15 protein-coding genes are annotated in these 12212 nt (G+C 74.3%); 5 read left to right on the forward strand and 10 right to left on the reverse strand.

The annotated features are described in order from the left end of the window. Positions 1-14: 14 nt before the first annotated feature. From ACZ4VF_RS36200 to ACZ4VF_RS36215, 4 genes are read right to left on the reverse strand one after another with little or no spacing between them, the layout of a single operon-like run. Positions 15-1022, reverse strand: a complete 1008-nt coding sequence (locus tag ACZ4VF_RS36200) for a methionine synthase (protein WP_467931367.1) — start codon at positions 1020-1022, stop codon at positions 15-17. Between the two features lie 32 nt (positions 1023-1054). Then, positions 1055-1438: a hypothetical protein gene (locus tag ACZ4VF_RS36205; protein WP_467931368.1), complete on the reverse strand. Its 384-nt coding sequence runs from the start codon at positions 1436-1438 to the stop codon at positions 1055-1057. Continuing rightward, the gene (locus tag ACZ4VF_RS36210) at positions 1435-2133 is read right to left on the reverse strand and encodes an SDR family oxidoreductase (protein WP_467931370.1); all 699 of its coding nucleotides are present in this window, start codon (positions 2131-2133) and stop codon (positions 1435-1437) included. The genes ACZ4VF_RS36205 and ACZ4VF_RS36210 overlap by 4 nt, the downstream gene beginning before the upstream one ends. A gap of 7 nt (positions 2134-2140) precedes the next feature. Next, positions 2141-2680 (reverse strand): LOG family protein, encoded by a 540-nt coding sequence (locus ACZ4VF_RS36215; protein WP_467931371.1) that lies wholly within the window; start codon positions 2678-2680, stop codon positions 2141-2143. Between the two features lie 66 nt (positions 2681-2746). Between ACZ4VF_RS36215 and ACZ4VF_RS36220 the strand changes: the two genes are divergently transcribed. Together ACZ4VF_RS36220 and ACZ4VF_RS36225 are read left to right on the forward strand one after the other, a co-directional pair. Further along, positions 2747-3070, forward strand: a complete 324-nt coding sequence (locus ACZ4VF_RS36220; RefSeq protein ID WP_467931372.1) for a DUF427 domain-containing protein — start codon at positions 2747-2749, stop codon at positions 3068-3070. 37 nt (positions 3071-3107) lie between these two features. Continuing rightward, positions 3108-3890: an alpha/beta fold hydrolase gene (locus ACZ4VF_RS36225; protein ID WP_467931373.1), complete on the forward strand. Its 783-nt coding sequence runs from the start codon at positions 3108-3110 to the stop codon at positions 3888-3890. Between the two features lie 41 nt (positions 3891-3931). Here the strand turns inward: ACZ4VF_RS36225 and mnmA are convergent, their stop codons facing one another. Then, positions 3932-5059: a tRNA 2-thiouridine(34) synthase MnmA gene (mnmA, locus tag ACZ4VF_RS36230; protein ID WP_467931375.1), complete on the reverse strand. Its 1128-nt coding sequence runs from the start codon at positions 5057-5059 to the stop codon at positions 3932-3934. Positions 5060-5119: 60 nt separating this feature from the next. Between mnmA and ACZ4VF_RS36235 the strand changes: the two genes are divergently transcribed. Then, positions 5120-5812, forward strand: coding sequence for an N-acetylmuramoyl-L-alanine amidase (locus ACZ4VF_RS36235; RefSeq protein WP_467931376.1), 693 nt, complete (start codon positions 5120-5122; stop codon positions 5810-5812). 656 nt (positions 5813-6468) lie between these two features. Here the strand turns inward: ACZ4VF_RS36235 and ACZ4VF_RS36240 are convergent. From ACZ4VF_RS36240 to ACZ4VF_RS36250, 3 genes are all read right to left on the reverse strand, one after another. Next, entirely contained in the window at positions 6469-7638 is a 1170-nt protein-coding gene (locus ACZ4VF_RS36240; protein WP_467931377.1) for a cysteine desulfurase family protein, read from the reverse strand. A gap of 266 nt (positions 7639-7904) precedes the next feature. Beyond that, a complete protein-coding gene (locus tag ACZ4VF_RS36245) occupies positions 7905-8183 on the reverse strand; it encodes a DUF4190 domain-containing protein (RefSeq protein ID WP_467931379.1) in 279 nt (92 codons plus the stop codon). A 52-nt stretch (positions 8184-8235) separates the two neighbouring features. After that, positions 8236-8403 (reverse strand): hypothetical protein, encoded by a 168-nt coding sequence (locus tag ACZ4VF_RS36250; RefSeq protein WP_171152597.1) that lies wholly within the window; start codon positions 8401-8403, stop codon positions 8236-8238. 145 nt (positions 8404-8548) lie between these two features. Here ACZ4VF_RS36250 and ACZ4VF_RS36255 point away from each other — a divergent pair, with 145 nt between their 5' ends. Further along, entirely contained in the window at positions 8549-9175 is a 627-nt protein-coding gene (locus ACZ4VF_RS36255) for a TetR family transcriptional regulator (protein WP_467931380.1), read from the forward strand. A gap of 366 nt (positions 9176-9541) precedes the next feature. Here ACZ4VF_RS36255 and ACZ4VF_RS36260 read toward each other — a convergent pair whose 3' ends face one another. Beyond that, entirely contained in the window at positions 9542-10555 is a 1014-nt protein-coding gene (locus ACZ4VF_RS36260) for a helix-turn-helix transcriptional regulator (protein ID WP_467931381.1), read from the reverse strand. Between the two features lie 113 nt (positions 10556-10668). On the opposite strand from ACZ4VF_RS36260, the gene ACZ4VF_RS36265 reads away from it, so the two are divergent. Then, the gene (locus ACZ4VF_RS36265) at positions 10669-11268 is read left to right on the forward strand and encodes a TIGR03086 family metal-binding protein (protein WP_467931383.1); all 600 of its coding nucleotides are present in this window, start codon (positions 10669-10671) and stop codon (positions 11266-11268) included. Here ACZ4VF_RS36265 and ACZ4VF_RS36270 read toward each other — a convergent pair. Next, positions 11255-12115, reverse strand: coding sequence for a thioesterase family protein (locus ACZ4VF_RS36270; protein WP_467931384.1), 861 nt, complete (start codon positions 12113-12115; stop codon positions 11255-11257). The two genes, ACZ4VF_RS36265 and ACZ4VF_RS36270, sit on opposite strands and share 14 nt — an antisense overlap. Positions 12116-12212: the final 97 nt, after the last annotated feature.

Consider the following 12212-nt stretch of genomic DNA (forward strand, 5'->3'; position numbering starts at 1 on the left):
GTGTTGTCCTCCCGTTACTCTGGGTTGTCCGCGAGGGATCTCGCCGCCCGGACGCAGTGGGCGAGCGCCTGGCGTGCGTAGGCGGGGGAGGCCCCCGCCAGGCCGCACGCCGGAGTCACCGTGACCGCTTCGGCGAGCAGCCCCGGATGCAGGCCCAGCCTGCGCCACAGCGTCCTGACACCCATGACGCTACCGGCAGGGTCTGACAACGGGCCGTCCGTGCCCGGCACGACACCGGCGAAGAGCCTGGTGCCGCCCTCGACGGCCTCGCCGATCGCGTCGTCGTCACGCTCGGTGAGGAGGGCGAAGTCGAAGGAGACGGCCGCCGCGCCGGCCCGGCGCAGCAGCGCGAACGGGACGTCGGGGGCGCAGGAGTGCACCACCACGGGCCCGCCGGCGTGCGCGCCGACGACGTCCCGCAGGGTGGCCTCCACGATCTGCCGGTCCACGGCGCGGTGGGTGCGGTAACCGCTGGCGGTCCTGACCTGTCCGCGCAGGACGGCGGTGAGGGAGGGCTCGTCGAGCTGGAGCACGAGCCGGGCGCCGGGCACGCGCCGCCGCACCTCGGCGAGGTGGAGGCGCAGGCCCTCGGCGAGGGAGGCGGCGAGGTCACGGCAGGCGCCGGGATCCGCCAGGGCGGCCTCGCCGTTCCTCAGCTCCAGGGCGGCGGCCAGGGTCCACGGGCCGACGGCCTGCACCTTCAGATCGCCCTCGTAGCCCTGGGTGAACTCCTCCAGGGCGTCCAGGTCCTCCCCCAGCCAGGACCGCGCCCGCTTGGTGTCGCGTCCGGGCCGGTCCCCGATCCGCCATCCGCTGGGCTCCACGCGCGCGTACAGCTCCACCAGCATCCCGGCGGTACGGCCGATCATGTCGGCACCGGGCCCGCGCGCGGGCAGCTCCGGCAGGAACGGGAAGTCCTCGAAGGATCCGGTGGCGGTCTTGGCGGCCTCGCGGGCGTCGCCCCCGGGCAGGGACCCGACACCGGTGGCTCCTGGGAACCTGAACTGGCTGTTTTCGCTCACCCCCGCAGGGTACGTAACGCCGGCCCGTGATCTCACAGCCAGTGAGCGCCGTACCGGCGCAACAGGGCGCGCAGACCGGGCGGATCGGCCACGGCGAGATTGTTCCGGAAGCGGCCCCGCTCCCACGCGAGGTCCGTGCCCCCGTGGAGGCTCGCGGATCCGACGACCAGGCCCCGGGCGTCGAGCAGGGCCACCGTCAGGCTTCCGGGGCACCGGCAGATGTCGTCGGTGAACTCCCCCTCGGTGGCGAGACCGCGCAGCTCCGCGAGGCGGGCGTCGTCGAAGATCTCCCCCAGGACCGGACGGCCGGCGAGCGGGGCACGCACGTCACCGCCGGCGAGGACCAGCGCGGCCTCGGTCCGCGGCCACACCTGGGCCAGCCAGAGCCGGACCTCGGCCCCGCTCCCCCGCGTCACCGCCCGGGCCGCACCGTCAGGTCGTTGACCTCCGCGTCCCGGGGCAGGTCGAGGGCCATGAGGATCGTCGTGGCGACGGACTCCGGGTCGATCCACTTCGTCGGGTCGTACTCCTTGCCCTCCTGCTGGTGGACCTTGGCCTGCATGGGGCTGGCGGTGCGGCCGGGGTAGACGGAGGTGACGCGGACGCCGTGCGCGTGCTCCTCCTGGCGCAGGGAGTCGGCGAGGGCCTTGAGGCCGTGTTTGGAGGCGGCGTACGCGGACCAGCCGGCGTTCGCGCTGAGGCCGGCACCGGAATTGACGAAGATCACATGACCGCGGGCGGCCCGCAGCTGCGGCAGGAAGTGCCGGGTCAGCTCGGCGGGGGCGATCAGGTTGACGTTGAGCTGGTGGCGCCAGGCTTTCGGGGTCAGCTCGCCGACCTCGCCGAGGTCGACGACGCCGGCGACGTGCAGCAGGGAGTCCACCCGGTCCGGGAGGGTCTGGTGGGAGAACGCCCAGGACAGCTTGTCCGGGTCCGCGAGGTCGCCGACGAGGGTGCGGGCGCCGGGGAACTCGGCCGCCAGCTCCTTCGCGCGGCCCGCGTCGCGCGCGTGCAGCACGAGTTCGTCCCCGCGCGCGTGCAGCCGGCGCGTCACGGCCGCGCCGATGCCGGAGCCGGCCCCGGTGATCACATGAGTAGCCATGACCGCCATGCTCGCATCAGTGCGCGGCGGTCTGCTCCTCCAGGTAGGCCAGGGCCCCGACCGGCTCGTCCGCGAAGAAGACCAGCTCGGCCAGCGGGCGGGGCAGGAAGCCCTCGGCCTCCATGCGGTGGAACTGCTGCCTCAGGCCGTCGTAGAAGCCCGCCGTGTTCAGCAGCACCACGGGCTTCTCGGTGCGGCCGTGCTTCTTCAGCTCCAGGATCTCGGTGGCCTCGTCCAGCGTGCCGGTGCCGCCCACCATGATCACCACGGCGTCGGCCTTCTCCAGCAGCAGCTTCTTGCGCTCGGCGAGGTCGGCCGCGATGACCATCTCGTCGGCACCGGGCCGCGCCTTGTTCGCGAGGAACTCCACGGAGACACCCAGCAGCCTGCCGCCCGCCTCCTGCACGCCGTCGGCCACCACCTTCATCAGACCGGCGTCGGAGCCTCCCCAGACCAGCGTGTGGCCGCCCTTGCCGATCAGTTCCGCGAACTCGCGCGCGGGGCGCGTGTAACGCTCGTCGAGGTCGGCGGCGGAGAGGAAGACGCAGATGTTCATGTTCCCTACCGTACGGTGCCCGGCCGGGGCGGGAAGAAGAACGGTCCGTCCGGGTGCTGAACCGGTATGACCCATGGACACACGATCACCATCGAGAAGAGCGGGCGGCACGTGCGCGTGGAGCGCGGCGGCCGGGTGCTCGCCGAGTCGGACCGCGCCCTGGAGCTGCGCGAGACGGGCTGTCCGGTGCGGTACTACCTCCCCGCCGAGGACGTCCGTCTCGACCTGCTGACGCCCTCCGACACGCACACCGTCTGCCCCTTCAAGGGCACGGCGTCCTACTGGTCGCTGCCGGACGCGCCCGACCTCGTCTGGGCGTACCCGGACCCGAAGCCGGAGGTGGCGGAGATCAAGGACCACTACTGCTTCTACGACACCGACGTGTCCTGACCGGTGAGTCCGCCGTCGTACGGCAGTCTGCACGGGCATGGACAAGAAGACGACTTCCCGCGACGGCACCTCCCTCGCGTACCACGTGACCGGCCAGGGGCCCACGGTGATCCTCGTGAGCGGCGCGATGTCCACCGGCGGCACCATGATGCCCCTGGCGCAGCGCCTCTCGGACAGCTGCACGGCCGTCGTCTACGACCGCCGGGGCCGCGGCGAGAGCGGCGACACGCCACCGTACGAGGTCGACCGTGAGGTGGAGGACCTGGCCGCGCTGCTCGACGCGGTGGGCGGGGACGCGGCGCTGTTCGGTGTCTCCTCCGGCGGCGCGCTGGTCCTGCACGCGGCGGCGAGCGGACTGCCCGTCGGCCGGGCGGCGGTGTACGAGGTGCCGTACGCCGACCACCTGGCGGACGGTGCCGCGCGCGAGGCCGTCTACAAGGAGCAGCTGACCAAGGCACTCGCCGAGGACCGGCGCGGGGACGCGGTGGAACTGTTCCTGCGCCTGACGGGCCTCGCCGAGGAGATGATCCGGCGCGCCCGCCAGTCGCCGATGTGGGCCGGCATGGAGTCCGTCGCCCCCAGCCTCGCGTACGACGACGCGGTCATGGGCGACGGACTGCTGCCCCGGGACCGGCTCGCCGCGGTCCGTGTCCCCGTCCTCTCGGTCGCGGGCGGCGCGAGCCCGGAGTGGATGCACCGGGCGGCCCAGGCGGTCGCGGAGGCCGTGCCGCAGGGCACCTACCGGCTCCTGCAGGGCCAGACGCACATGGTGGAGCCGGAGGTGCTGGGGCCGGTGCTGGCGGAGTTCCTCGCGGGCTAGAGGGGCCGGGCGCCTCACCCGGCCCCGCGGACCCGCTGGGCTCAGACCGCCGCCGTCGCGCGCGTGGTGGACGCGATCGTCGCCGAGCCCACCACGCGCGTGCCGTCGTACAGCACGATCGCCTGGCCGGGGGCGACGCCGCGGACCGGCTCGGCGAAGGTCACCCGCAGCTCGCCGTCGACCGGCTCGGCGGTCACCTCGGTCTCGCCGCCATGGGCGCGCAGCTGGGCGGTGTAGGTGCCGGGGCCGGTGGGGGCGGTGCCGCACCAGCGGGGCTTGATCGCGGTGAGCGCGGTGACGTCCAGGGCGGCGGCGGGGCCGACGGTGACCGTGTTGGTGACCGGGGAGATGTCCAGGACGTAGCGCGGCTTGCCGTCGGGGGCCGGGGTGCCGATCCGCAGGCCCTTGCGCTGGCCGATGGTGAAGCCGTACGCGCCCTCGTGCGTGCCCAGCTTGGCGCCGGACTCGTCCACGATGTCGCCCTCGGCCTTGCCGAGGCGCTTGGCGAGGAAGCCCTGGGTGTCGCCGTCGGCGATGAAGCAGATGTCGTGCGAGTCGGGCTTCTTGGCCACGGCCAGGCCCCGGCGCTCGGCCTCCGCGCGGATCTCCTCCTTGGTGGTGACCGTGTCGCCGAGCGGGAACATCGCGTGCGCGAGCTGTTTCTCGTCCAGCACGCCGAGGACGTACGACTGGTCCTTCGCCATGTCGGAGGCGCGGTGCAGCTCGCGGGAGCCGTCCGCGTTCACGATCACCTGGGCGTAGTGGCCGGTGCAGACGGCGTCGAAGCCGAGGGCCAGCGCCTTGTCCAGCAGCGCGGCGAACTTGATCTTCTCGTTGCAGCGCAGGCACGGGTTCGGGGTGCGGCCCGCCTCGTACTCGGCGACGAAGTCCTCGACCACGTCCTCGCGGAAGCGGTCGGCGAGGTCCCAGACGTAGAACGGGATGCCGATGACGTCGGCGGCGCGGCGGGCGTCGCGCGAGTCCTCGATGGTGCAACAGCCCCGCGCGCCCGTTCGGAACGACTGCGGGTTCGCGGAGAGCGCCAGGTGGACGCCGGTGACGTCGTGGCCTGCTTCCGCGGCCCGCGCGGCGGCGACGGCGGAGTCGACCCCGCCGGACATGGCGGCGAGGACGCGGAGGGGGCGGGTGCGCTGCGGGGTGTCAGTCATAACCCTTCCAGAGTACGGGGGCGCGGGAACCCGGACGGCCGCACATCCGTTGACGATCACATGGGGGCGACGACAGGGGCGGCCACGGGGCCGCCGGCGGGCGACGGGGACCGGCGGCTGGGGCGGCGGGCCCTGCTGGCGGGCGGCCTCGCGGCGGCCGTGGGCACGGCGGCGCTGGCCCGGGAGGAGCTGTCCCGGCTGTGGTGGCGGCTGCCCGGGGTGGACAAGCCGCGGGTGGCGGGCGCGGTGGACTTCCGGGGTGCGCGCTGGGTGGCGGCCTCGGCGGCGAACTACCGCCGGGCGGACCGGCCGTCGGACTACCGGGTGGACCGGGTGGTCGTCCATGTCACCCAGGGCGGTTACGCGTCGGCGGTGAAGGTGTTCCAGGACCCCGCGCACGGCGCCGCGGCGCACTACATCGTGCGCGGGGACGGGCGGATCACCCAGCTGATCCGCGAGCTGGACGTCGCCTTCCACGCGGGCAACCGGGAGTACAACGAACGCAGCGTCGGCATCGAGCACGAGGGCTTCGTGGAGGACGCCGCGTCGTTCACGGACGCGATGTACGCGGCCTCGGCCCGGCTGACGGCGGCGATATGCGGGCGGTACGGGATACCCGTGGACCGGGAGCACATCATCGGGCATGTGGAGGTGCCGGGCACGGACCACACGGACCCGGGGCGGTTCTGGGACTGGGAGCGGTACCTGCGCCTGGTCCGCACCGAGCGCGCCAGGACCTCCGCTGCGGGGTGAGCACCGCGCGGGGTAGGGCCCCGGTGGCCGGCCCGGTGAGACGCGGTGGCCGGCCGGGTGAGACGCGGTGGCTGGGTGGGGCCGCGGTGGGGACGAGCCCCGGGCCACTCGGCAAGGCCCACGGCGGGGACGGGCGCCGGGCCGCTGGACAGGGCCGCGGTGGGGACGGACCCCGGGCCACTCGACAAGGCTCACGGGCGGGACGGGCGCCGGGCCGCTGGACAAGGCCGCGGTGGGGACGAGCCCCGGGCCGCTCGGTAAGGCCCACGGCAGGGACGGACCCCGGGCCGCTGGACAAGGCCGCGGTGGGGACGAGCCCCGGGCCACTCGGCAAGACTCACGGCGGGGACGGGCCCCGGGGCACTCGGCAAGGCCCACGGCAGGGACGGACCCCGGGGCACTCGGCAAGGCCCACGGCGGGCGTGGGCCCCAACCGCGAGGCGAGGCCGGGGCGGAGTGTGCCCTCGCCGCCCGGGCGGGCCCGCGGTCGGGTGGGCCGTGCGGCTGGGGTCTCTCTCCGGATCAGGCCGGCTCCGGGCGACGGTGCCTGTCGGCCGACCTGAGCGGGGTCGGGTGCGTGCGGCTGCGAGGCGGAGGAGGGCGTCGACGCGGAGCGTCGGCACCCCGCGACCCCGGCAGGATCCGGAAGAGAGGCCCTAGGTGAGGCCCGCCGCCCGGGCGCGCTCCACCGCCGGGCCGATCGCCTTCGCCACGGCCTCGACGTCGTCCTCGGTGGAGGTGTGGCCCAGGGAGAAGCGCAGGGTGCCCCGGGCCAGGTCGGGGTCGGCGCCGGTGGCGAGGAGGACGTGGCTGGGCTGGGCGACGCCCGCGGTGCAGGCGGAGCCGGTGGAGCACTCGATGCCCTGGGCGTCCAGCAGGAGCAGCAGGGAGTCGCCCTCGCAGCCGGGGAAGGTGAAGTGCGCGTTGGCCGGGAGCCGGCCCCCGGGTGCCGGGTCGCCGCCGAGGATCGCGTCCGGTACGGCCGTGAGGACGGCGTCGACCAGCTGGTCGCGCAGGGCGCCGATCTCCCGCGCGAACCACTCGCGGTGCTCGGCGGCGAGCCGGCCGGCGACGGCGAAGGAGGCGATGGCCGGGACGTCGAGCGTGCCGGAGCGGACGTGCCGCTCCTGGCCGCCGCCGTGCAGGACGGGTACGGGCGTGTGCTCACGGCCGAGGAGCAGGGCGCCGATGCCGTACGGACCGCCGATCTTGTGGCCGGAGACGGTCATGGCGGCGAGGCCCGAGGCCTCGAAGTCGACCGGGACCTGGCCGAAGGCCTGGACCGCGTCGGCGTGCAGCGGGACGTCGAACTCGGCGGTGACGTCGGCGAGTTCACGGACCGGCATGACCGTGCCGATCTCGTTGTTGGCCCACATCACGGTGGCCAGGGCGACGTCGTCGGGGTTGCGGGCGATGGCCTCGCGCAGCGCGTCGGGGTGGACCCGGCCACGGGAGTCGACGGGGAGGTACTCCACGGTGGCGCCCTCCTGCTCGCCGAGCCAGTGCACGGCGTCCAGGACGGCGTGGTGCTCGACGGGGCTGGCGAGGACGCGGGTGCGGGCCGGGTCGGCGGAGCGGCGGGACCAGTACAGGCCCTTGACGGCCAGGTTGTCGGCCTCGGTGCCGCCCGAGGTGAAGACGACCTCGCTGGGGCGGGCGCCGAGCGCTTCGGCGAGGGTCTCGCGGGCTTCCTCGACCGTACGGCGGGCCTGGCGGCCGGACGCGTGGAGGGAGGAGGCGTTGCCCGTGATGCTCAACTGGGCGGTGAACGCCTCTGCCGCCTCCGGGAGCATCGGCGTGGTCGCGGCGTGGTCGAGGTAAGCCATGGTGACGCCGATTCTACGGCGCCGGGCCCCCGCGGTCGGCGTCGGCCGGGATTAGCTGCGGGTGGGTCTTCGGGGCCCCGGGTCGGCTGAACCCGGGCCGGGTGACGAGGTGCCCGGCACTGTCTGCCGTGCCCACCCGTTCCTCCCTGCGGGACGACTGCCCACGGCGGCGTGGTGGTGCGGCGGCGCAGCCCGTCCGCGGCGGTGCGGCTCACCCGGTGCGGCAGGAGGCGCGGTTGCCCCGTCGTCCTCGGGGCGCGCCGGGGTCACAGGCTCCAGGAGACCGTGCCCGAGATCTGCATGGCCACGACGAGGACGGCCAGGTCGGCGACGCCGAGGGCGAGACCCAGGTAGGCGCGGCCCCGGCGGCTGGTGCCGCGCCAGAGGGAGACCGCCGCGAGGGCGATGGCGACCGGCCCGAGGAAGACGTTGAGGACGAGCAGGCCGAGGAGGCCGAGGATGAAGGACGCGACGGCCATGCCGTCGGCGTCACGGGTGCGCGGGCGGGTGTCGGTGCGGCCGGCGGCCGGTGCGGTGAGTTGCATGGTGCTCAGCTCCTTGGGTCCGTGGTCCCTGGGTCTCGGGTTCTGCCCGCGGTCAGTTCGCCGAGGTGCGGCGGCGACGGCCGTGGCGCTCGCGGATCGCGAAGACGCCCAGCCAGACGGCGATGACGGCGGCCAGGACGGCGGTGACGGTCAGCGGTGCGTGGGCGACGGTGCCCAGCACGACTCCGAGCAGCATGAGCGCGGCGACGAGGAACAGCATGGGATCGGATCCCCCTCCTAGGTGCCTCGTGTTTCGGCCGGTGTGAAATTTCGGTGAACAGTTGTAGTAACAGTTGTTCACTGACTTCGAGTCTAGCGCTCCCGACGGCTTTCAAATTCCAGAGAACAGTTGTTAACTGGATGACATGAGTCACACCCTCGGCATCCGGCAGGCCCAGAAGCAGAAGACCCGGCAGGCGTTCCTCGACGCGGCGCTCGCCCTGCTGGAGGAGCAGAGCCTGAGCAGCCTCGGCCTGCGCGAGGTCACCCGGGCCGTCGGGGTGGCCCCGACCGCCTTCTACCGGCACTTCCGCTCGACCGCCGACCTCGGCGTGGCCCTGGTCGACGAGGCGCTGGGCAGCCTGCATCCGATGGTGCGGACGACGGTGTCCACCACGGGCGACAGCGAGGAACGCATCGCGCGTGCCATCGAGTTGATCGCCCGTCACGTGGACGAGTACCCCGCACATGTCCGTTTCATCGCCCGGGAACGGCACGGCGGGGTCCAGCCGGTGCGCGAGGCCATCCGGGCGCAGCTGGCCCGGTTCGCCGAGGAGGTGAGGACCGAGTTGGCCAACGACCCGGAGGCGGAGGGGTGGAGCGAGGACGACCTGCTGATGCTCGCGCACCTCTACGTCGACCAGATGCTCGTCACCGCCTCCCTGTTCCTGGAGGCGCTGGAGGCCCCGGAGGACGAGCGGGAGCGGGTGACCCAGCTCGCCGCCCGCCAGCTGCGGCTCATCAGCATCGGCCGCAGCCACTGGCTCGACTGAGCCGCCCTTCGGCCCTGCCGGGCCTCCCGCCGCGGCGCCGCGGCGCCGCAGGCACCGCCCGGGCCATCGCCGGAGCCGCCCCGACCGCCGGGCACGCCGCTCGGCACCCCGCCGGGCGTGCCGGTCGGCCTCGCGGACGACGCCCCCGACGGCGCTCGCTCCTCCGGCCGGCACCCTCCGGCCCCGCTTGTGGGCGTGCCGGACGGCCCCTGACGGCCCCGCCGCCCACCGGCGCCGCCGCTGCCCGCGGAGCCCCAGGCCGAGGACCGGGACGAGGGCGAGGACGAGTCACCCGAGCCGCACGCGGCCGGCAGCAGCGGGGACGAGACGGACACGCTTCACGAGAGCCGGCTCCGACGACCGGCGTCACCCGGGCGGCACGTGGGCCCGTGCTGCCCGCCGGCTGCCGCTCCCCGGGCCGGCCCCCTCGTACAGCTCCGTGACCGAACGCACCGCCGCCAGCAGTTCCGCCCGCGCCTCGGGCGGGTCCACGACCTCCACCTGGTCGGAGAGTCCGAGGAGTTGCCGTACGGCCCGCAGGCTCGGGTAGGCCAGCCGCGCGGTGGCCCACTCGCCCGTGCCGGGATCGTCGGGCAGGGCCGTCAGCTGGGCGGCGACCAGCCGCTGGAACAGGTCGAGCCGCTCGCGCCGTACCCGCACGGTGACCTCGACCGTGTTCTCCCGTTCCTCCACCTGCCGGCGCAACACCTCCCAGGCGTCGCCGAGTTCGACCCCGGGCCGGCGCCGTACGGGCTCGTCCAGCGGCCGGGCGGAGCGGATCCGGTCGGCGCGGAACAGCCGGGGCAGGCCGCGGCGGTCGGCGACCAGGTACCAGACCCCGGCCTTGGCGACGAGGCCGTAGGGATCCACGGTGTACGTCCGCGGCTCGTGCTGCCCGCTGTGCCGGTAACGGAGCCTCAGGCGCAGGTCGGAGAAGACCGCGTCCTGGAGCACGTCCAGGTCGACGGCCTGCTGCGGGCCGCTCTTCCAGCGGGTGGCGTCGACCAGGATGCGGCGGCTGGTCACCTCGGCGGCGGGCCGGTGCGGCGCCGGGAGCGCGGCCATCACCTTGCGCAGGGCCGAACCGAGGGCCGCGTCCAGCCCGAGCGCGGCATGGGCACCCTGCGCCCCCAGGATGAACAGGGCCCGGGACTCGTCGGCGGTCAGCCCCGTGACGTCGGTCCGGAAGCCGGGGAGGAGTTCGATGCCGCCGTGCCGGCCGCGCTCGGCGTACACCGGGACCCCCGCGGCGGACAGCGCCTCGACGTCCCGGTAGATGGTGCGGACCGACACCTCAAGCCGGTCGGCGAGTTCGGGGGCGGGGACGCGGCCCCGGGTCTGCAGGAGCAGCAGGATCGACAGCAGCCGGTCGGACTTCACGCGCCCAGGATCCCGCGGGCGCCGAGTGCCGCGCAAATGTTGACGGGAGGTGTCAGGTTATCCGCGCATCCTCTTCCCACCGAACACGAGCACCACCACGGGAGAGGCACACCATGACCAGCACCGAGTTCATCGACCCGCGCCCGTTCTACGTCCGCGCGACCGACCAGGCCGCCGCCCTGATCAAGGAGGTACGGCCCGGGGACCTGGACCGGCCGACCCCCTGCAGCGAGTTCGACGTCCGCGGCCTGCTGGGCCACATCGTCGGCGGTACCCGGCGGATCGCGGTGGTCGGCGAGGGCGGCGACGGTCTCGCCGTGGACCCGGTCACCGAGGGGGTCGCGGACGACGGCTGGGCCGCGGCCTACGACGAGGTGCGGGTCCGGGTCCTGAAGGCCTGGGAGAGCGACGAGCGGATGACGGCCCCGGTACGGGTCCCCTGGGGTGAGGTCCCCGGCCACGCGGCGCTCTCGGGCTACGTCATGGAGATCGTCACGCACACCTGGGACCTCGCCGAGGCGCTCGGCCGGCGGGACGGGCTCGACCCGGAACTGGCCGGGTTCGCGCTCGCCACCGCCCGCGCCGTGCTGCCGGACTCCCGTCCCCGCGACGCGGAGACGCCCTTCGCCGCACGCCGTGAGACGCCGGAGGGAGCCGGTGTGTACGAGCAGCTGGCGGCCTGGCTGGGCCGCTCGCCGCTCAGCCGAGTCTGACCCGGGCCAGCTGGCGGGACTGGGCGACCAGCCGGTCCTCGCTGTCCCAGACCTCGGCGTCCTCCTCCAGGAAGCCGCCGGCCAGGTTGCGGGTGGTGATCGACACCCGCAGCGGGCCGGGGGCCGGCCGGTGGCGGACGTGGACGGTGAGTTCCACGGTCGGCACCCAGCCCTTGATGCCCAGCTCGAAGGCGGTGGGCGGGAGGGCGTCCACGGCGAGGAGCAGCGAGAGCGGGTCGGCGTCACGGCCGTCGGCGAGGCCGAACCAGGCGCGCATCTCGCCCTTGCCGGAGGGCGCGCCGAGCGCCCAGCCGAGGGTGGCGGGGTCCAGCTTGAGCATCAGCCGGTCGGTGATCGCGGAACTGCCGTCGACCGGGGCCGGCCCGTCCTCGGGGCCGAAGCACTGCTCCGGCGGCGGGATCGCGGGCGGGGTGGCCGTCGTACGGACGTCGTCGGGGAGGGCGGCGAGGTCGCCGTAGGAGGCGAGGACGCGGATGCGTTCGATCTCGTTGCCCTCGTCGTCGTACTGGTAGAGCGAGGCCTGGCCGGTGGAGAGGGTGCGGCCGGTGCGCACGGTCTCGGTGCGGACGACCGCCGGGCCGGGCTGCGAGGCGGTCAGGTAGTGCGCGGAGACGGTGAACGGGTCCGGGTGCGGCAGGGTGTCCGCGAGGGCCCGGCCGAGCACGGCCAGCAGATAGCCGCCGTTGACGGCGCTGATGATGGTCCAGCCGGCCGAGAGGTCGATGTCGTAGACGCCGGGCTCTCGCCGGGTGACCGCGGTGTCGCGGTCGAACTCGCTGTCACCGATCAGGGCCGGGGCGGCGGGGACGGAAGCTGCTTCTGGCATGGATGAACGGTACAGCAGGAAACTACTAAGCGGTAGCTTTTCTCGCTGGGGCGAGCGTCGGGCGCGGCCGCCAGGTGAGGGTCCGGCAATTTCTCGG

The sequence above is a fragment of the Streptomyces sp. NPDC029151 genome (assembly GCF_055564315.1).

Excerpts from the sequence above, each read along its gene's own strand:
- ACZ4VF_RS36270 (WP_467931384.1), bottom strand. The coding sequence starts at position 12,115 with ATGCCAGAAGCAGCTTCCGTCCCCGCCGCCCCGGCCCTGATCGGTGAC.
- ACZ4VF_RS36240 (WP_467931377.1), bottom strand. The coding sequence starts at position 7,638 with ATGGCTTACCTCGACCACGCCGCGACCACGCCGATGCTCCCGGAGGCG.
- ACZ4VF_RS36235 (WP_467931376.1), top strand. The coding sequence starts at position 5,120 with ATGGGGGCGACGACAGGGGCGGCCACGGGGCCGCCGGCGGGCGACGGG.
- ACZ4VF_RS36250 (WP_171152597.1), bottom strand. The coding sequence starts at position 8,403 with ATGCTGTTCCTCGTCGCCGCGCTCATGCTGCTCGGAGTCGTGCTGGGC.
- ACZ4VF_RS36215 (WP_467931371.1), bottom strand. The coding sequence starts at position 2,680 with ATGAACATCTGCGTCTTCCTCTCCGCCGCCGACCTCGACGAGCGTTAC.
- ACZ4VF_RS36255 (WP_467931380.1), top strand. The coding sequence starts at position 8,549 with ATGAGTCACACCCTCGGCATCCGGCAGGCCCAGAAGCAGAAGACCCGG.
- ACZ4VF_RS36220 (WP_467931372.1), top strand. The coding sequence starts at position 2,747 with ATGACCCATGGACACACGATCACCATCGAGAAGAGCGGGCGGCACGTG.
- ACZ4VF_RS36225 (WP_467931373.1), top strand. The coding sequence starts at position 3,108 with ATGGACAAGAAGACGACTTCCCGCGACGGCACCTCCCTCGCGTACCAC.
- mnmA (WP_467931375.1), bottom strand. The coding sequence starts at position 5,059 with ATGACTGACACCCCGCAGCGCACCCGCCCCCTCCGCGTCCTCGCCGCC.
- ACZ4VF_RS36210 (WP_467931370.1), bottom strand. The coding sequence starts at position 2,133 with ATGGCGGTCATGGCTACTCATGTGATCACCGGGGCCGGCTCCGGCATC.
- ACZ4VF_RS36265 (WP_467931383.1), top strand. The coding sequence starts at position 10,669 with ATGACCAGCACCGAGTTCATCGACCCGCGCCCGTTCTACGTCCGCGCG.
- ACZ4VF_RS36245 (WP_467931379.1), bottom strand. The coding sequence starts at position 8,183 with ATGCAACTCACCGCACCGGCCGCCGGCCGCACCGACACCCGCCCGCGC.